Below are 16,113 nucleotides of genomic sequence, written 5' to 3' on the forward strand. Positions count from 1 at the left end.
GCCGATGAAGAAGCTCTACCCCGATGCCGCCGCCGCGCTCGAAGGCGTGTTGTTTGACGGTATGACGATCTGCGCGGGCGGCTTCGGCCTGTGCGGCATTCCCGAGCGGCTGATCGATGCGCTTCTGGCCGCTGGGACGAAGGAGCTCACGATCGCCAGCAACAATGCCGGGATCGACGGCGAGGGGCTGGGCAAGCTGCTGCGCACGCGCCAGGTGAAGAAGATGATCTCCTCCTATGTCGGCGAGAACAAGGAATTCGAGCGCCAGTATCTGTCTGGCGAGCTTGAGGTGGAGTTCTGCCCGCAGGGCACGTTGGCGGAGCGTTGCCGGGCAGGCGGCGCGGGCATTCCCGGTTTCTACACGCGGACGGGGGTGGGCACCGAAGTGGCCAAGGGCAAGGAGATGAAGGAATTCGACGGCGAGGAATATATCCTTGAACGCGGCATCCGCGCGGACCTGTCGATCATCAAGGGATGGAAGGCGGACGAGGCGGGGAATTTGATCTTCCGCAAGACCGCGCGCAACTTCAACCAGCCGATGGCGACCGCCGGGAAGGTGTGCGTCGCCGAGGTGGAGGAGATCGTGCCGGTTGGCGCGCTCGATCCCGATCAGATCCATCTGCCCGGCATCTACGTGAACCGGCTCGTGCTCGGCGCGCCCTATGACAAGAAGATCGAGTTTCGCACGACGCGCGCGAGGGAGGCGGCATAATGGCCTGGACACGTGACGAGATGGCGGCACGCGCGGCGAAGGAATTGCGCGACGGTTTCTACGTAAACCTCGGCATCGGCATTCCCACCCTCGTGGCGAACCATATTCCGGCGGGCGTGGAGGTGACGCTCCAATCCGAGAACGGGATGCTCGGAATCGGGCCGTTTCCGTATGACGACGAGGTCGATCCCGATCTCATCAACGCCGGCAAACAGACGATCAGCCAGCTGCCGCAATCGGTGTATTTCGGGTCGGAACAGAGCTTCGCCATGATTCGCGGCGGGCATATCGATCTTACGGTGCTCGGCGCGATGGAAGTGGCCGAGAACGGTGACATCGCGAACTGGATGATTCCCGGCAAGATGATCAAGGGCATGGGCGGCGCGATGGATCTCGTTGCCGGCGTGAAGAAGATCATCGTGGTGATGGAGCATACTTCCAAGAACGGCGATCCGAAGTTCATTCCCGCCTGCACGTTGCCGCTGACCGGCAGGAACGTGGTGGACATGGTCATCACCGATCTGGCGGTGTTCCAGCGGCCAGATCACAATTCGCCGTTCAGGCTGATCGAGCTTGCGCCCGGAGTCACCGCCGACGAACTGGCCGCCAAGACGACCGCGCATTATGAGGTGGCGGTGGCGGCCTGAGCCGTCTCACGCAATTTCTTTACGGAAAAAGCATCGGAAACGGGCTTTCGCGAAAGCCTGCTTTCCGGTTAATGCGCTGCCATCATGGTAAGCCGCCCCCTCACGCTTTACGAGAAGGTCTGGAACGCGCATGTCGTGGAACGCCGCGACGATGGCACCTGCCTGATCTATATCGACCGTCATCTCGTCCATGAGGTGACCAGCCCGCAGGCGTTCGAGGGGCTTCGAGCCGCTGGCCGCAAGGTGCGCCGCCCCGATCTGACTCTCGCGGTGCCGGATCATAACCTGCCGACCACCGCGCGCGTCGATGCGGCGGGGCGGGAATTGCCGATCGCGGATCCCGAAAGCGCGACGCAGCTTGCCGCGCTGCGCCAGAATGTCGCGGAATTCGGTGTGCCCTATATCGATGCGCTCGCAGCCGAGCAGGGGATCGTCCACGTCGTTGGCCCGGAACAGGGCTTCACGCTGCCGGGAACCACCGTGGTGTGCGGCGACAGCCACACCTCCGCCCATGGCGCGCTGGGCGCGCTCGCGTTCGGGATCGGCACCAGCGAGGTGGAGCATGTGCTCGCCACGCAGACGCTGCTGCTGTCGCAATCCAGGACGATGGAGGTCCGCGTCGACGGCACGCTCGGCTTCGGCGTCAGCCCGAAGGACGTGATCCTCGCGATCATCGGCCGGATCGGCGCGTCGGGCGGCTCCGGCCATGTCATCGAATATACCGGGGATGTGATCCGTGCGATGTCGCTCGAGGGCCGGCTCACCGTCGCGAACATGTCGATCGAGGGCGGCGCGCGCGCCGGGATGATCGCGCCGGACGACACCACCTTCGCCTATCTCAAAGGCCGCCCGATGGCGCCGACCGGCGCGGACTGGGAGCGCGCGGTGGCGTGGTGGCGCTCGCTCGCCACCGATTCGGGCGCAGGTTACGACAAGCGCGTCGTGCTGGCGGCCAGCGATATCGCCCCTGGCCTCACCTGGGGCACGAGCCCGGAAGATGTGGTGGCGATCACCGGCGTCGTGCCGAGCCCGGATAGCTTCGCCGATCCATCCAAGCAGGCGGCGGCACAAAAGTCGCTCGATTACATGGGCCTGGCCCCCGGTATGCGGATGGAAGACGTGGCGATCCAGCACGTCTTCATCGGAAGCTGCACCAACAGCCGGATCGAGGATCTTCGCGCAGCCGCGGCGGTGGCGAACGGGCGCAGCGTGGCCGATGGGGTGCGCGCGATGGTCGTCCCCGGCTCCGGCCTGGTTAAAAGGCAGGCGGAGGAAGAGGGGCTCGATCGCATCTTCACCGCCGCCGGGTTCGAATGGCGTGAGCCGGGCTGCTCGATGTGCCTGGCGATGAACCCGGACAAGGTGCCACCGGGCGAACGCTGTGCCTCCACCAGCAACCGCAATTTCGTCGGGCGGCAGGGGCCCGGCGCGCGCACGCATCTCGTCTCGCCGGCAATGGCGGCGGCGGCGGCGGTGAGGGGCAGGCTTGCCGACGTCCGTGAACTGATGGGATAAAAAGAGGGGAAGAGGCATGAGGAAGGTGCTGGTTCTGCTGGTTGCGGGCTCGCTGCTGAGTGGCGTCGCGGCGTATGCGGCGATCGCGCATACGAATACTGTCGCCAAGGTTCGAACGACGCGCTGATCGGCGCGCGAGGAGTGATGAAATGGACGCCGTGACGCATGTTTCCGGCCGCGCCTATCCATGGGGCCAGAAGAACGTCGATACCGATGTTATCATCCCGGCGCATTGGCTCAAGACGATCACCCGCGCCGGGCTCGGTCGGGGCGCGTTTGAAACGGTGCGCGCGGTGCCGGGCAATGTGTTCGATGATCCGGCCTATGCCGGCAGCCCGATCCTGATCGCAGGCGATAATTTTGGTTGCGGCTCGAGCCGCGAGCATGCCGCCTGGGCGCTTGGCGATCTCGGTATCGCGGCGGTGATCGCGCCCAGCTTCTCGGATATCTTCTCCGGCAATGCCTTCAAGAATGGCATCGTCACCGTGGTGCTGCCGCAGGAGGCTGTCGATCGTCTGCTGGAGGTCGCGAGGACCGATCCGATCACGATCGATCTCGAAAATATGACCGTGACGACGCCGTTTCAGGATCGCTTCGAATTCGCGCTCGATCCGTTTCGTCGCCAGTGCCTGATGCAGGGGCTGGACGAGATCGGGCTGACACTGGAGCGCGACACGGCGATCGCGCATTACGAAGGCAAGATCGACGCCGGCCGGCCGTGGGTGAACTTGCGCGCGGCATAAAAAACCTTCCGCGCAAACCCTCTGGACGCGCAGCGCCGCGCGCTGCAAGAGGATACCGTTAATTCGAAAAAGCCGCACCCGCGCCGGTAAACGGCGCGTGCTGGCCAAGAGAGGGAGCGGATATGCGCGCATTGTTGTCCACCGCGATCGGCGGACCTGAAACGCTGACGGTCGGAGAGTTGCCCGATCCCACGCCCGGTGCGGGTGAAGTGCTGGTCGCCGTAAAAGCATGTGCGATCAATTTCCCCGATGTGCTGGTGATCGAGGACAAATATCAGTTCAAGCCGCCGCGCCCGTTCGCCCCGGGCGGCGAGATTTCGGGTGTGGTCGAGGCGATCGGCGAGGGCGTCACGGCGTTCAGGCCCGGCGATCGCGTGATGGGCAACACCGGCATGGGCGGCCTGTGCGAAAAACTCGTCATGCGCGAAAACGCGCTCTATCCGCTGCCGGCCGAGCGCAGCTTCGAGGAGGGGGCCTCGATGCTGCTCACCTATGGCACGACGATCCATGCGCTGGTCGATCGGGGCCATATCAGGTCGGGCGAGACGTTGCTGGTGCTAGGCGCGGCCGGGGGCGTTGGCCTTGCGGCGGTGGAGCTGGGCAAGGCGTTCGGCGCGCGCGTGGTGGGCGCGGTATCCAGCGAGGAAAAGGCGCAGGCGGTGCGCGAGGCGGGCGCAGACGACGTGCTCGTATATGGCCGCGGGCCGTTTTCGAAGGACGAATCCAAGGCCCTCGCCGACGCATTCAAGGCAAAGGCCGGCCCGGACGGATTCGATCTCGTCTATGATGCGGTCGGCGGGGACTATGCCGAGCCGGCGGTCCGCTCGATGGCATGGGAAGGGCGCTATCTGGTGATCGGCTTCCCCGCCGGCATTCCCCGGCTGCCGCTGAACCTGACGCTGTTGAAGAGCTGCGACGTGTGCGGCGTTTTCTGGGGCGCCTTCGCCGCGCGCGAGCCGGCGCGCAACCGCGAGAATATCGGGCGCCTCTTCGATCTGTGGGCGGCGGGCAAGATCGCGCCGAAGATCACCGAGGTATTCCCGTTGGAAAAGGGCGGCGACGCGATCGCCAAACTCGGTTCGCGCAGCGCTATCGGCAAGCTGGTGGTGCGCGTCGCTGACTAAGGTGCGTCAGAGCGCGCAATCCTGGCGGCGTTGCGCGCGCGCCGCTCCCTGCCTATCTCGTTGCCAAGAATATTTTGGGAGCAGACATGACAACCTTCGACGATCGCGAACGTGCCTTTGAGACAAAGTTCGCGCGTGACGAGGAACTGGCGTTCCGCATCGTCGCGCGCCGCAACCGTTTGCTTGGGCAATGGGCAGCCGAACTGATGAAGCTGACACCGGCCGAGGCGGATTCCTACGGCAAGACAGTGATCCATGCCGATCTGGAAGAGGCCGGCGACGACGATGTGGTGCGCAAGCTGCTCGGCGATCTCACCGCGGCGGGCGTGGATGTCGACGAGGCCGCCGTCCGTCGCGCCGTGGAGGAACAAACCGTCGAGGCGCGCCGCCAGTTGATGGAAATCCAATAATGCCGATGGCGGCCGACGACATCGCCGCGTTGATCCGGGAGGGCATTCCCGACGCGGAGGTGGAAATCACCGACCTTGCCGGCGATGGCGATCACTATGCGGCGCGCGTCGTGAGCGGTACTTTCGCCGGCATGACGCGCGTGAAGCAACATCAGGCGGTGTACGCCGCGCTCGGCGGTCGCATGGGGGGCGCGCTTCATGCCTTGCAGCTGACCACCGCAGTCCCGAAATAGCGACCAGCGATAGTTGAGGAACCGGCGATGACCGACGACGTACAGGCCCGCATCGATGCGGTCGTGAAGAATAATGATGTGGTGCTGTTCATGAAGGGCAGCCCGCTATTCCCGCAATGCGGCTTCTCCAGCCGCGCGGTGGCGATTCTCCAGCATCTCAATGTCGAGTTCGAAAGCGTCGATGTGCTGCAGGATCAGGGCATCAGGCAAGGTATCAAGGCGTATTCGGACTGGCCGACTATTCCGCAGCTTTATGCTGGCGGCGAGTTCGTCGGGGGGTCGGACATCATGATGGAGATGTACGAATCGGGCGAACTGGCAGAACTGTTCGCGGGCACCGCGAAGGTCGGTTGACCGGGTGAGGGCGGGGCATCGCGAGATCGAAGAAGCGACGCACCCGCCCTGCTGAAGCGTTTCCACGCTCGGTACACAACATACCCTGCACCCCGCGTGCCAATCCGGCCAACGGACGGAGCCACGCCAGATACGAAGGTTAACGCGAATTCGGCTTCGTTGCCGAATGTAAATTTCCCCGACAGACGCGGCGCCGGCGGGCTGTTTCCCGCAGCCTATTGACCACAGGTGTAATCGATGTAATTACATCCGTAATCGATAGGAGGCGCGAATCGTGGCCGAACGTATCAGTGATGCCGAGCATGCGGTGATGGAAGTGCTGTGGGATGATTCCCCGCTCACCGCGCAGGAAGTTGCGGAACGCGTAGGCCCCGAGCGCGGCTGGAGCGTGAACACCGTCAAGACCCTGCTCGGCCGGCTGCTCGCGAAGAGCGCGATCGCGCATGAAGAGGATGGGCGGCGGTATCTGTATCGCCCCGCAGTCGAGCGCAACGATTACGTCTCTGGCGAGTCGCGACGGCTTATCGATCGACTGTTCGGCGGCAAGCTGACGCCGCTCGTCGCCCATCTTGCTGAGCGCGATGAACTTTCCGCGCAGGACATTGCCGAAATCGAGGCGCTGCTGAAGGCGCTGAAACAATGATCGGCTGGGCGGTGGAGGCGCTGCTTGCTTCGGCGATACTGATCGCGCTGGTGCTGGCGATCCGCGTTCCCGTTCGCCGCGCGTTCGGCGCGCCGGTCGCTTATGCCTTGTGGTTGCTGCCCGTGCTGCGGCTGACGCTTCCCCCACTGCCAACGACGTTGCGGGACGGTTTGGCCGCTCCGATGGCGGCACCGCTCCGGCAGGTGGGGCAGCAGGTTACATGGATGATCCTGCCAGCCGCGGTGCCCGATGCCGTCCCCGCCGGGCCGGACCTGATCGCGCTGTCGGCCAGCGCGCTGGTGATCCTGTGGAGCATCGGCGCGCTCTGTTTCATCGGTTGGCAGCTGATCGCTTATGACCGTTTCCGTCGCCGGCTGCTCGCCGCCGCGACGCCGCTCGACCGCATCGGCGGAGTGACGATTGTCGCCAGCCCGGCCGCCTCCGGGCCGCTAGCCTTCGGCATCGCGCGGCGCTTTGTCGCGTTCCCGCGGGATTTCGTCGGCCGCTATGATGAGGCCGAACAGGCACTGGCGCTGGAGCATGAGCTGGGTCACCATGCGCGCGGCGATCTGATCGCGAACTGGATCGCGCTCGCGGTGCTGGCGCTGCACTGGTTCAATCCGATCGCCTGGTTCGCGTTCCGTGCCTATCGCGCCGATCAGGAGATGGCGAACGACGCGCGCGTCCTTGCCGGGCGGAGCGCCGCGGAACGGCACGCTTACGCCTGCGCTATCGTCAAGGCGGCGCATGGCGGAGCGATCGCCGCCGCGTGTCACCTGCATACAGTAAATGATCTGAAGGGGAGATTGCGCATGCTTTCGACGCCCGCCACCCGCACGCGCATTTTCGCAGGCACCGCCGCGATCGCTGCACTCGGCATATCGGCACTCGGCCTCACCGCCTCCGGCACCGCAGCTGCCGCGAAGGTGCGCGCTGGGATGGAGCGCGCCACCGGCGTGGATATTGATGCGCTGGAGCCCGTCGCGCTGCTTCGTGCGCCACTCGTCCCACCCGTGCCCGAAGCGCCAGTCGCGCCCGGGGCGGGCGAGGATAGGCACCGCGCCGTTGTCCAGCGCGATGGTGCGGCGCAAGTCCGTGAGGGTGCCGAGGCCGACGCCTATGTCGCCGCCAACGCCCTGCCCGTTCCGCCGCAACCTCCCGTACCGCCTTTGGGCGATGCGGTGAGGCCGCCCGTTCCGCCAGCGCCGCCATCGTCCGCGGAAATCGATCGGAGGGTGGCGCGCGCGATGGCGGCGGCCCCGACGGTCCTGTCGAAAGCGTGTGGCGGCGAAGGGCGAATGACGCTCAACACAAGCGAGAATGGTCGCAGGGCGATCGTGATATGCACCGATCGCATCGCCCGCGCCGGTGAGGATGGCGCACGCCGCGCCGAGCTGGCTTCGGTGGACGCGACGGCGATCAGGCGCCGGGCAATGGCCAGCGCGATCGCCGGCATCCGCGCCACCCGCGCCTCGATCGCGGCCAATCGCAGCATGCCGGAGGAAGCGCGCCGCGAAACGCTGGCCGAGCTGGATCGCAGCATTGCCGAGATGGCACGGGACGACACCGACGAGCAATGATCGGTTCCGGGGAGGAAGCCGGTGGCCGGTCACCGCCAAGACAGTGGCGGGGCCGGCCATTTATCGTCGCTTTCCCTTGCCTTCGATCTCTCCAGCCGCCATCTCCGGGCAATGGACGAGCCACCGACCGGCATCGCGATCGCGCTCGAACCGCTGGTTACGCGGGTGCTGGCGCCTAATCCGTCGCCCTATACGTTCACCGGCACGCAAACCCATATCGTCGGAACGCGCGATCTTGCGGTGATCGATCCGGGGCCGGCGGATGAGGCGCATCATGCCGCGCTGCTCGCAACGATCGCGGGCCGCCCAGTGACGGCGATCGTCATCACACACCATCACCGCGATCATTCCCCCGGCGCGATCCGTCTGAAGGCGGAAACGGGCGCGCCGATCGTCGGCGCGGCTCCGTTTCATCTATCGGACGATGGGCCGCGCGCCGATGCGGCGTTCGATGTCGATTATGCGCCCGATCAGGTCCTGGACGAAGGCGATCGCGTGGCGGGCGCGGGCTGGACGCTGGAGGCGATCGCCACGCCAGGCCATACGTCCAATCACCTCGCCTTCGCGCTGCCGGAGACGAAGGCGCTTTTCTCCGGCGACCATGTGATGGGCTGGTCCACCAGCGTCGTTTCGCCGCCCGATGGCAACATGAGCGCGTACATGTCGAGCCTGGAGAAACTCGCCAGTCGCGATGATCGCATTTATTATCCCGCCCATGGGGAAGCGATAGAGCGACCACAACGGCTGGTGCGCGGGTTGCTCGGGCACCGCAAGCAGCGGGAGGGTCAGATACTGCGGCTGCTCGACAAGGGCGTCGGCACGGTACCCGCGATGGTGGAGCAGATGTATGCCGGGATCGATCGGCAGTTGTTCGGTGCGGCAGAGCGGTCGGTGCTGGCGCATCTCATCGATCTTGAACAGCGCAGGCTGGTTCAGTCGGAAGCGGATTCGTGGAAAAGACGCGCGTAAGGCCGTTCATCGTCGATTTCCTCGCGGCATTGGCGATATTGCTGCTGCTCGCGGGGGGCGGCTTGTGGCTGGCGCAACGCTACGTCGCCGCGCGGCTCGCGCCTGATCCGACGACGATTGCTAATGCCAGCCTTTCCGGCCTGCGCGAGCAAAATCGCCTGTCCGCCTTCGCTGCGCGTTTCGTCGCAGTGGTCACCTCGAAGCAGTCGCAGTTTGGCCTGAGCGCGGAGCGCACCACGATCATGCCGGGAATGGTGCGTTACGAGGTTGATCTCGGCCGCCTGTCGCAGCGCGACGTGGCGTGGGACGATACGACGAAAACACTCTCGGTTCGTTTGCCAGCGGTGGATGTGACGCCGCCCGCGATAGATCTCAATGCGATCCGCAGCTATGGCTCAGGCGGCGTCTTGATGACGCTGACCGATGCCCGCGAAACGCTCGATTCCGCTAACCGCAGCGCCGGGCAAGCGGAATTGCTGAAGCAAGCGCGCACGGCGCCGATGATGAACATGGCGAAGGATGCCACGCGCCGCGCGGTCGAGCGCAGCTTCGCGATGCCGCTCAAGGCGGCGGGCATCGACGCGACCGTAAATGTGCGCTTCGCCGATGATCCGCGGCGGACCGATGAACACTGGGATATCAGTCGCAGTCTGGACGATGTGCTAGGTAACCGATCCTAATTCACAGATTAGACAAAAATGAATTGATCGTTTCAAGTTTTACCGCGATCAAAAGCACTTTCTTATTTTCGGCTGTATAAATCATAATATAACGATGCCTTGCCAAGCGATATTGTTTTCATCGCATTTTATATTAGTATCGAAGCTAACGCCCGAGTCGTTTTACCGGCTCGAGGGGTGCAGGGTCGCATAGCATGAGCTTTTTCGAAGGGGTTCTGTTATGCCAAAGTTAAATATTGCCGCAGCATCACTTATCCTCACCGTCACAGCCGTTTCGGCGGGGGCGGCGTCGCCTGCTGTCGCAGGGCAGACCCAGGTGGCGACAATTGGCGGCTGTTACGACTGTCTGGGAAATTACGATACGCCGGTGCTGTTCTTCAACAATACTACTGGCGGCACTTTGAATAACGCCCAGATAGTGTTGAATGGCTATCAGGGGCTGAATAATGGGCGTACTGCGACCGTTTCGCTTGGTTCGCTAGGCAGCGGCACGACAAACTTTGCGTGGGGTTCGCTGCCCGGTGTCCCTGGCGGAACCACGCCGTTCAGTTTGACAGCGTATGATTATGACGACGAGTTTGGCGGAACGGCTTACGCGATCCCGACAAACGATTGCGGCCAGCCTGCAGGGTGCGTTGCGGGCGGCGGGCCCTATTGGTATGCTCACACGGGCAACTTTAGCGTCACGTTCACCGCGACCGTTTCCGGCGGCCAGTATGACGGGCAGTCAGTCTATTCGGTATTCAGCCCGCAGACAAACGCGACCGGCGGCTTCATCGGATGGGAAGGGCTGGATCCGAACGGCTATTCAGAGTCGCCCTATGATATTCATAGCGGCACGGTCACCGGTGACCTGGCGAACATCTTTCTGGGAACTGTTCCGGCCGGAGTACCGGAGCCGGCGACCTGGGGGATGATGATCGCCGGCTTCGGCCTCGTGGCCGGCGCGCTGCGCGTTCGGGGTCGTCGCGTCGCTGCCGTTTGATCGGAGCGCCGCCGTCTTCGCGCCGGCGGTGGTTTGTAGCGGCGGCGTTTACCTAGGTGCTCCCGCGCGCATTCCCTTGATTGCGCGGGCCGCCCGGTCCATCTGGGCGGGATGGAGCAGCCCACCAATCTGCGCGGCCTGGATCTGCGCGCCGAGATCGATCGCCTCCGCAAGGAGCGCAACGCCGTCATCCTGGCGCATTATTATCAGAAGCCGGAAATTCAGGATCTGGCCGATTTCGTAGGCGACAGCCTGGATCTGAGCCGCAAGGCGCAGGCGACTGACGCCGATGTAATCGCCTTCTGCGGCGTCCGGTTCATGGCCGAGACGGCGAAGATCCTGTCGCCTGACAAGATCGTCGTGCTGCCCGACATGGATGCCGGGTGCAGCCTGGAAGACAGCTGCCAGCCGGAAGAGTTCGCGGCCTTCCGTGCGCAGCATCCGGATGCGATCGCGCTGACCTATATCAACTGCTCGGCCGCGGTGAAGGCGCTGTCCGACGTGATCGTCACCTCGTCCTCGGCGGAAAGGATCCTGTCGCAGATTCCGAAGGGCCAGCCGATCATCTTCGGCCCCGATCGCAATCTCGGTGGCTATCTGGCGCGCAAGACCGGCCGCGAGCTGATCCTGTGGCCGGGCGTGTGCATCGTGCACGAGGCGTTCAGCGAAACGGAATTGCTGAAGCTGAAGGCGCAGCATCCCGGCGCGCCCGTCGCCGCGCATCCCGAATGCCCGGCGGTGATCCTAGATCATGCGGATTATGTCGGCTCGACCAGCGGTATCCTCGAATATGCCAAGTCGTTTCCCGGCGACACGCTGATCGTCGCGACCGAGCCGCACATCATCCACCAGATGGAAAAGGCGCTGCCGGGCAAAGCCTTTATCGGCGCGCCTGGCGCGGACGGAAACTGCAATTGCAACATCTGCCCGTATATGGCGCTCAACACGATGGAGAAGCTTTATGTCGCGCTGCGCGATCTGGAGCCGCGTATCGAGCTGGACGAAGAACTGCGGCTGAGTGCGAAAAAGAGCCTTGACGCGATGCTGGCAATGGCAAGCGCGACGGTGGGGCAGGGCGATCTTGGCCCAGCGCAAGTGAAGGGCGACTGAGCAACTGGCGGTTGCGAATCCCGCGCCAGCCGGCGCGAACCGCGTTCAGGCAACGAGCTCGATCAGTCCCTCGAACAGGCGCCGTCCTTCGATGCCGCCGTGTGCGGGCTCGATCCGACGCTCTGGGTGCGGCATCATGCCCAGCACGTTGCCAGCGTCGTTGAGTACGCCCGCGATTGCGCGCGCGCTGCCATTGACGTCCTCGGCATATCGAAAAGCGACGCGGCCTTCGCCTTCCAGCCGGTCCAGCGTCGCCGCATCCGCGAAGTAATTGCCGTCGTGATGCGCGACCGGAATTTTGATGCGCTCACCGGCGGCATAACGGCTCGTGAAGGCCGACTGTGCGTTCTCCACCGTCAACGCGACATCGCGACACACGAAATTCAGGCCGGCGTTGCGCATCAGCGCCCCGGGCAGCAGCCCCGCTTCGGTCAATACCTGGAAGCCGTTGCAGATCCCCAGTACCGGCATCCCCTTCGCCGCCGCATCGGAAACCGCGCGCATGATCGGTGAGCGCGCCGCCATCGCGCCGGAGCGAAGGTAATCGCCGTAAGAGAAGCCCCCCGGCAGCGCGACGAGGCGTGCATCGTCCGGCAGTTCGCTCTCTCCATGCCACACCATGGCCGGCTTGCGCCCGGTCACCGCTTCCAGTGCCACCGCGATGTCACGGTCGCAGTTCGATCCCGGAAAGACGATGACCGCGGTTTTCACTTCGCCGGCTCCAGACGCTCGATGCGATAATTCTCGATCACGGTGTTGGCCAGCAACTGGCGGCACATCGAATCGATCGCGGCATCATCCGTGGAATCGACGACGTCCAGTTCGATCAGCTTGCCGACGCGTGCGTCGTTGATCCCGGAAAAACCGAGCCCGGCAAGGGCGTGTTCGATCGCCTTGCCCTGCGGGTCGAGCACGCCGGGCTTGAGTGTTACATGGATGCGCAGCTTCATGCGCGCGCCTATGCCGTTTCGCGCGCCGGCCCGCAACCTTAACGCGATGTTGACGTTGATCTGCGATCATCAGAGTTGCGGGGGTGAGGATCGATGTATGATCTCAGGTATCGCAACGGCTCTGTTCATTGCCCTGTTCGCTTTTGGCGGTGAATATTTCGGATGGGAAGACCCGGGCGGACGCGTCAGCACCGCGCTGCTCGCGGCGTTCGTTCTCGGGGTAATCGTAGGCTATCGCTTCAAGGGCTGATCGCCACGCGGCTGCGCGGCTAGTCGGCTGATCAGCACCGCGCTGCGCAGCGCCTGCCGCGGCAGGCTGGCGAGATCGACCCATTCGCCATCGGCATGGGCGTTCCCCGTCGATGCGCCCATGCCACCCATCGTCACCGCATCCGCCGCGACGAAGCTTGAATCCGCGGCGCCACGCTTTGCCGGATCATATTCCGGCATCTCGGGCAGCGCGAGATCGCGGTTGACGCGATTCAGCTCGGCCAGAAGCGCACGATTGGCGATGGTTGGCGGCATCGTTGGATACCCTTCAGAAAAAGCGATCGTCGCCGTCGTTCCGGACAGATGGTGAGCGACAATATCCTCCATCCGCCCGCGTATCCGCGCTTCCTGCTCAGGTGTCAGCGCGCGCAGATCGCCGCGCGCGACGGCGTCGGACGCGACGATATTGGGCTTGCCGGTGCCGGTCGCGATAAAACCTGCAGTGTCGAACGCGGCGGGCGTGCCGCCGGCCATCACCCCTACGTTGTAGGTGAGGTTCTGCTCGGGAAGTTCGCGACGGAACGTGTCAAGGATGCGCGCGAGTTCGTAAATCGCGCCATATCCCAGCTCAGCCCCGAACACCGCGCTCGAATGGCCGGTGCGGCCCTTGGCCACGATGTCCCAAGTGAGTGATCCGCGCCGCGCGATGGTAGCGTAGTCCGCGCCGTCCTCTGTCGCCACATTCTCATATTCGAGCGCCACATCGGCCCATTTTCCCGCGGCTATCAGATCGCTCCGCGCGGCATCCTGCGGTGTGCCGGATCGTTCCTCGTCTCCGGTCAGCACCACCTTGATATCGGCGTCGCGCAAAGTTCCGGCCGCCTGCATCGCGCGCAGCGCAGCAACGATAACCACCAGCCCGCCCTTGTCGTCACCCACGCCAGGGCCGATCGCACGACCGCCCTCGCGCCTGAAGCCGATAAACGGGCTGGACGGCTCGAACACCGTGTCGAGGTGTCCGATAAGCAGGATGCGCTTGCCGCGTCCGTTGCCGATGTGTGTCGCGACAATATGCCCGGCGCGGCCGGTGGCGCGCATGTCGATCCACTTTACGTCGAAGCCGAGCGGGGTGAGTTCCGCGCGCATCATCGCGCCCACCGTGGCCACGCCAGCCAGGTTGAGCGTGCCGGAATTCTGCTTCACCAGCCGCTCCAGCAGCGCCTCGTTGCGGGCGGTTTCGGCCCCGACGGTGGCCCGCATCGTTTGTTCTGGAGCGCTGTTCGCGGCGGTGGCGAGCAGCAGCGCTAAGCCGGCAAAGGCGACGCGAATGAGCATATGGCGAACTCCATTGAGTGTCCGTGCGATCCTGACGACGGCGGACGGCCTTGTCGACTGCGGGATACGTGGAGGCAGCGTGAACGGCGTGTTAGAAATTGTTGCCGGGCACCTCTGGCGTTGAACGGCTCCCCGCGTCCGATCATTCGGTGATGGCAGTACATAAGCGGCGCAGGAGGAACGCATGACGATTTTGCTGGTGGCGGGCATGCTGCTCGGCGGGATGGAGGGCATCGAGGCGCACCGCGTGACGCTCGATCATTCTGCAGGTGCGGTGGAGGCGGTTTATCGCGGCGCGGTGGACGTGGCGCATCGTCAGCTTGGTACGGTCGCCGGTGCTGGCCGCGCGAGCACTCTTCGGTGCCACTGGTCGGCGATGGTGCGGGTGGAGCGGGAGGCGCGGCATCCCGCAGGCCACCTGCTTTCCCGCAGCATCGCCAGCGAGGCGCCGTTAAGCGGAAGCCGTGCCGGCTGGTGCGAAGGTCAGCGCGGCGCGATCGTGGACGAGGTGGCGCGTCGTGCCGACAGGTTGCGCGATCATGTGATTGACGTCGCGGCGCGTGATCGCGAGGTTCTGCTGGCCGAGCTGGATGCCAGTGCACGCCCCCGGAGTTGAGATGCGTTACGCCGAAACACTTGCCGCCGCCGCCTTGCTGGTGCTGATCGCCTGGCCCGCCGCCGCGCAGGTTTCTCTGGGCGGATCAGTGGAGGTTGCGACCGACGAGCGCCGACGCGGAATCAGCTGGAGCGAGGGAAAGGCCGCCCCTGCCGCGTCGCTGTCGCTCCAGCTTCCGTCGGGTTTCGACATCGGCGCGCGTGTCACGGGCCTTCGTGGCAGCCCTCGATCGGGCGGGGCGGACGCGGTGGTCGATGCGTCGATCGGATATGGTGGCGATCTCGGGCTCGGGTTTCGCGGGGAAGGGTTCGTCGTCGCGCATGCCTTTACCGGCGCACGCGGGCGCATGGATTACCTGGAGGGCGGGCTGGGCCTGACTTATCAGCTCGGCCCGGCTCAGATCGGTGCCGATGCGCGCTACGCCCCGGCACAGAGCGCGATCGGCGGCGACAATCTTTATGTCGCGGCCCGCGCCCAGCTTGGCCTTCCGGCGACGCCCTATACTTTCGCCGCCAGCATCGGCCGTTCCTCCGGCGCCGTCGATGATCCGTTGCGGGCGGCGCGGCTGCGACCCGGCGGCAATTATAGCGACTGGCTGGTCGGTGTCCGGCGTGTGACCGGGCCGGTTTCACTTGGGCTGGACTATTCGGGCACCAGCATCGATCGCGTGATGGCGTCACCCTATGCGGATGCGCGGAACAGCGGCGATCGGCTGACGGCGCGGGCCAGCTTCTCCTTCTGACCACGGAACCTCGTCCGAACACGATCGGTTGAACGCGCATTCCGATGCCAAGGAGGCTTTCGATGCGAGTTTTCCCGATGATATTTGTCGGCGCCGCTATAGCCGCGATCACGCCCGCCGCTGCCCAGACCAACGTGCAGGCGCAAGACCCCGATGCGCCTCACGCGCCGCTCCCTTACGATCGCGGCTATGACAAGGACAGCCCGCGGACCGAGGCGATCGACGCCGCGGGGCGCCCTGCGGTAAACGCCGCAAACCGCGCCGCGCTGGCTGACAGCTCGTCGCAGGCTGCGGCGCAGGCAGACGTGCAAGCGGCGGATTCAGCGCAGTACGCGGCGGATGTGGCCGCCTACCGTCAGGCGATGCATGCGCATCACCGGGAAATTGCGCGCGACGAAGCGCGCTATGCGCGGCAGGAGCGCGCCTATGCTGACGCGATGGTCGATTGGCGACGGCAGGTTTATGCCTGCAAGCACGGCAGCAACGCGGCGTGCAACGCGCCTACGCCCGACCCGGCGGATTATCAGTAAAGTGTCGCTTTGAATATCAACGGCG

At 64.7% G+C, this 16,113-nt stretch carries 21 protein-coding genes; 18 read left to right on the forward strand and 3 right to left on the reverse strand.

What is annotated here, in order from left to right:
- Nucleotides 1–4: 4 nt before the first annotated feature.
- The 14 genes from ACM61V_RS05070 (at nucleotide 5) to nadA (ending at nucleotide 11,705) form a co-directional block, all read left to right on the forward strand.
- Entirely contained in the window at nucleotides 5–712 is a 708-nt protein-coding gene (locus ACM61V_RS05070; protein WP_137787875.1) for a CoA transferase subunit A, read from the forward strand.
- Nucleotides 712–1,359 carry a 3-oxoacid CoA-transferase subunit B gene (locus ACM61V_RS05075; protein ID WP_137787874.1) on the forward strand — a complete coding sequence of 216 codons (648 nt, stop codon included), beginning with the start codon at nucleotides 712–714 and terminating at the stop codon, nucleotides 1,357–1,359. The genes ACM61V_RS05070 and ACM61V_RS05075 overlap by 1 nt, the downstream gene beginning before the upstream one ends.
- 84 nt (nucleotides 1,360–1,443) lie before the next feature.
- Entirely contained in the window at nucleotides 1,444–2,874 is a 1,431-nt protein-coding gene (gene leuC / locus ACM61V_RS05080; RefSeq protein ID WP_137787873.1) for a 3-isopropylmalate dehydratase large subunit, read from the forward strand.
- Nucleotides 2,875–3,023: 149 nt separating this feature from the next.
- On the forward strand, nucleotides 3,024–3,617 hold the full coding sequence (gene leuD, locus ACM61V_RS05085; protein WP_137787872.1) for a 3-isopropylmalate dehydratase small subunit: 594 nt from the start codon (nucleotides 3,024–3,026) through the stop codon (nucleotides 3,615–3,617).
- A 122-nt stretch (nucleotides 3,618–3,739) separates the two neighbouring features.
- Nucleotides 3,740–4,741 (forward strand): NADPH:quinone oxidoreductase family protein, encoded by a 1,002-nt coding sequence (locus ACM61V_RS05090; RefSeq protein WP_137787871.1) that lies wholly within the window; start codon nucleotides 3,740–3,742, stop codon nucleotides 4,739–4,741.
- A gap of 86 nt (nucleotides 4,742–4,827) precedes the next feature.
- Nucleotides 4,828–5,151: a DUF1476 domain-containing protein gene (locus ACM61V_RS05095; RefSeq protein WP_137787870.1), complete on the forward strand. Its 324-nt coding sequence runs from the start codon at nucleotides 4,828–4,830 to the stop codon at nucleotides 5,149–5,151.
- On the forward strand, nucleotides 5,151–5,384 hold the full coding sequence (locus ACM61V_RS05100; RefSeq protein WP_137787869.1) for a BolA family protein: 234 nt from the start codon (nucleotides 5,151–5,153) through the stop codon (nucleotides 5,382–5,384). Before ACM61V_RS05095 ends, ACM61V_RS05100 begins: the two co-directional genes overlap by 1 nt.
- Before the next feature lie 27 nt (nucleotides 5,385–5,411).
- Nucleotides 5,412–5,738, forward strand: coding sequence for a Grx4 family monothiol glutaredoxin (gene grxD, locus ACM61V_RS05105; RefSeq protein WP_137787868.1), 327 nt, complete (start codon nucleotides 5,412–5,414; stop codon nucleotides 5,736–5,738).
- A gap of 274 nt (nucleotides 5,739–6,012) precedes the next feature.
- A complete protein-coding gene (locus ACM61V_RS05110) occupies nucleotides 6,013–6,381 on the forward strand; it encodes a BlaI/MecI/CopY family transcriptional regulator (protein ID WP_419713860.1) in 369 nt (122 codons plus the stop codon).
- A complete protein-coding gene (locus ACM61V_RS05115; protein WP_137787866.1) occupies nucleotides 6,378–7,961 on the forward strand; it encodes a M56 family metallopeptidase in 1,584 nt (527 codons plus the stop codon). The genes ACM61V_RS05110 and ACM61V_RS05115 overlap by 4 nt, the downstream gene beginning before the upstream one ends.
- 111 nt (nucleotides 7,962–8,072) lie before the next feature.
- Nucleotides 8,073–8,930 carry an MBL fold metallo-hydrolase gene (locus ACM61V_RS05120; RefSeq protein WP_137787959.1) on the forward strand — a complete coding sequence of 286 codons (858 nt, stop codon included), beginning with the start codon at nucleotides 8,073–8,075 and terminating at the stop codon, nucleotides 8,928–8,930.
- Nucleotides 8,912–9,610 (forward strand): DUF4230 domain-containing protein, encoded by a 699-nt coding sequence (locus ACM61V_RS05125; protein ID WP_137787865.1) that lies wholly within the window; start codon nucleotides 8,912–8,914, stop codon nucleotides 9,608–9,610. The genes ACM61V_RS05120 and ACM61V_RS05125 overlap by 19 nt, the downstream gene beginning before the upstream one ends.
- Nucleotides 9,611–9,977: 367 nt before the next feature.
- Nucleotides 9,978–10,595, forward strand: a complete 618-nt coding sequence (locus ACM61V_RS05130) for a PEPxxWA-CTERM sorting domain-containing protein (RefSeq protein WP_419713861.1) — start codon at nucleotides 9,978–9,980, stop codon at nucleotides 10,593–10,595.
- Nucleotides 10,596–10,706: 111 nt separating this feature from the next.
- Nucleotides 10,707–11,705: a quinolinate synthase NadA gene (gene nadA / locus ACM61V_RS05135; RefSeq protein WP_137787863.1), complete on the forward strand. Its 999-nt coding sequence runs from the start codon at nucleotides 10,707–10,709 to the stop codon at nucleotides 11,703–11,705.
- A gap of 45 nt (nucleotides 11,706–11,750) precedes the next feature.
- Here nadA and purQ read toward each other — a convergent pair whose 3' ends face one another.
- Together purQ and purS are read right to left on the reverse strand one after the other, a co-directional pair.
- Nucleotides 11,751–12,416: a phosphoribosylformylglycinamidine synthase subunit PurQ gene (purQ, locus tag ACM61V_RS05140; protein WP_137787862.1), complete on the reverse strand. Its 666-nt coding sequence runs from the start codon at nucleotides 12,414–12,416 to the stop codon at nucleotides 11,751–11,753.
- On the reverse strand, nucleotides 12,413–12,655 hold the full coding sequence (gene purS, locus ACM61V_RS05145) for a phosphoribosylformylglycinamidine synthase subunit PurS (RefSeq protein ID WP_419713862.1): 243 nt from the start codon (nucleotides 12,653–12,655) through the stop codon (nucleotides 12,413–12,415). The genes purQ and purS overlap by 4 nt, the downstream gene beginning before the upstream one ends.
- A gap of 97 nt (nucleotides 12,656–12,752) precedes the next feature.
- Here purS and ACM61V_RS05150 point away from each other — a divergent pair, with 97 nt between their 5' ends.
- On the forward strand, nucleotides 12,753–12,905 hold the full coding sequence (locus tag ACM61V_RS05150) for a hypothetical protein (RefSeq protein WP_171007646.1): 153 nt from the start codon (nucleotides 12,753–12,755) through the stop codon (nucleotides 12,903–12,905).
- Here the strand turns inward: ACM61V_RS05150 and ACM61V_RS05155 are convergent.
- A complete protein-coding gene (locus tag ACM61V_RS05155) occupies nucleotides 12,887–14,200 on the reverse strand; it encodes a M20/M25/M40 family metallo-hydrolase (protein ID WP_137787860.1) in 1,314 nt (437 codons plus the stop codon). The genes ACM61V_RS05150 and ACM61V_RS05155 overlap by 19 nt on opposite strands.
- 184 nt (nucleotides 14,201–14,384) lie before the next feature.
- On the opposite strand from ACM61V_RS05155, the gene ACM61V_RS05160 reads away from it, so the two are divergent.
- From ACM61V_RS05160 to ACM61V_RS05170, 3 genes are all read left to right on the forward strand, one after another.
- Nucleotides 14,385–14,816, forward strand: coding sequence for a hypothetical protein (locus ACM61V_RS05160; RefSeq protein ID WP_249341679.1), 432 nt, complete (start codon nucleotides 14,385–14,387; stop codon nucleotides 14,814–14,816).
- Nucleotide 14,817: 1 nt separating this feature from the next.
- Nucleotides 14,818–15,558, forward strand: a complete 741-nt coding sequence (locus tag ACM61V_RS05165; protein ID WP_137787859.1) for a TorF family putative porin — start codon at nucleotides 14,818–14,820, stop codon at nucleotides 15,556–15,558.
- A 62-nt stretch (nucleotides 15,559–15,620) separates the two neighbouring features.
- On the forward strand, nucleotides 15,621–16,088 hold the full coding sequence (locus ACM61V_RS05170; protein WP_249341678.1) for a hypothetical protein: 468 nt from the start codon (nucleotides 15,621–15,623) through the stop codon (nucleotides 16,086–16,088).
- The last annotated feature ends 25 nt before the right edge of the window (nucleotides 16,089–16,113 follow it).

The sequence above is a fragment of the Sphingomonas sp. TX0543 genome (genome assembly GCF_048565505.1).
Taxonomy (GTDB): domain Bacteria; phylum Pseudomonadota; class Alphaproteobacteria; order Sphingomonadales; family Sphingomonadaceae; genus Sphingomonas.

Coding starts and splice junctions, on each gene's coding strand:
- leuD (WP_137787872.1), top strand. CDS start 3,024: ATGGACGCCGTGACGCATGTTTCCGGCCGCGCCTATCCATGGGGCCAG.
- ACM61V_RS05165 (WP_137787859.1), top strand. CDS start 14,818: ATGCGTTACGCCGAAACACTTGCCGCCGCCGCCTTGCTGGTGCTGATC.
- ACM61V_RS05070 (WP_137787875.1), top strand. CDS start 5: ATGAAGAAGCTCTACCCCGATGCCGCCGCCGCGCTCGAAGGCGTGTTG.
- ACM61V_RS05100 (WP_137787869.1), top strand. CDS start 5,151: ATGCCGATGGCGGCCGACGACATCGCCGCGTTGATCCGGGAGGGCATT.
- nadA (WP_137787863.1), top strand. CDS start 10,707: ATGGAGCAGCCCACCAATCTGCGCGGCCTGGATCTGCGCGCCGAGATC.
- leuC (WP_137787873.1), top strand. CDS start 1,444: ATGGTAAGCCGCCCCCTCACGCTTTACGAGAAGGTCTGGAACGCGCAT.
- ACM61V_RS05155 (WP_137787860.1), bottom strand. CDS start 14,200: ATGCTCATTCGCGTCGCCTTTGCCGGCTTAGCGCTGCTGCTCGCCACC.
- ACM61V_RS05115 (WP_137787866.1), top strand. CDS start 6,378: ATGATCGGCTGGGCGGTGGAGGCGCTGCTTGCTTCGGCGATACTGATC.
- ACM61V_RS05150 (WP_171007646.1), top strand. CDS start 12,753: ATGATCTCAGGTATCGCAACGGCTCTGTTCATTGCCCTGTTCGCTTTT.
- purS (WP_419713862.1), bottom strand. CDS start 12,655: ATGAAGCTGCGCATCCATGTAACACTCAAGCCCGGCGTGCTCGACCCG.
- ACM61V_RS05095 (WP_137787870.1), top strand. CDS start 4,828: ATGACAACCTTCGACGATCGCGAACGTGCCTTTGAGACAAAGTTCGCG.
- ACM61V_RS05120 (WP_137787959.1), top strand. CDS start 8,073: ATGGACGAGCCACCGACCGGCATCGCGATCGCGCTCGAACCGCTGGTT.
- ACM61V_RS05090 (WP_137787871.1), top strand. CDS start 3,740: ATGCGCGCATTGTTGTCCACCGCGATCGGCGGACCTGAAACGCTGACG.
- ACM61V_RS05170 (WP_249341678.1), top strand. CDS start 15,621: ATGCGAGTTTTCCCGATGATATTTGTCGGCGCCGCTATAGCCGCGATC.
- ACM61V_RS05160 (WP_249341679.1), top strand. CDS start 14,385: ATGACGATTTTGCTGGTGGCGGGCATGCTGCTCGGCGGGATGGAGGGC.
- ACM61V_RS05075 (WP_137787874.1), top strand. CDS start 712: ATGGCCTGGACACGTGACGAGATGGCGGCACGCGCGGCGAAGGAATTG.
- grxD (WP_137787868.1), top strand. CDS start 5,412: ATGACCGACGACGTACAGGCCCGCATCGATGCGGTCGTGAAGAATAAT.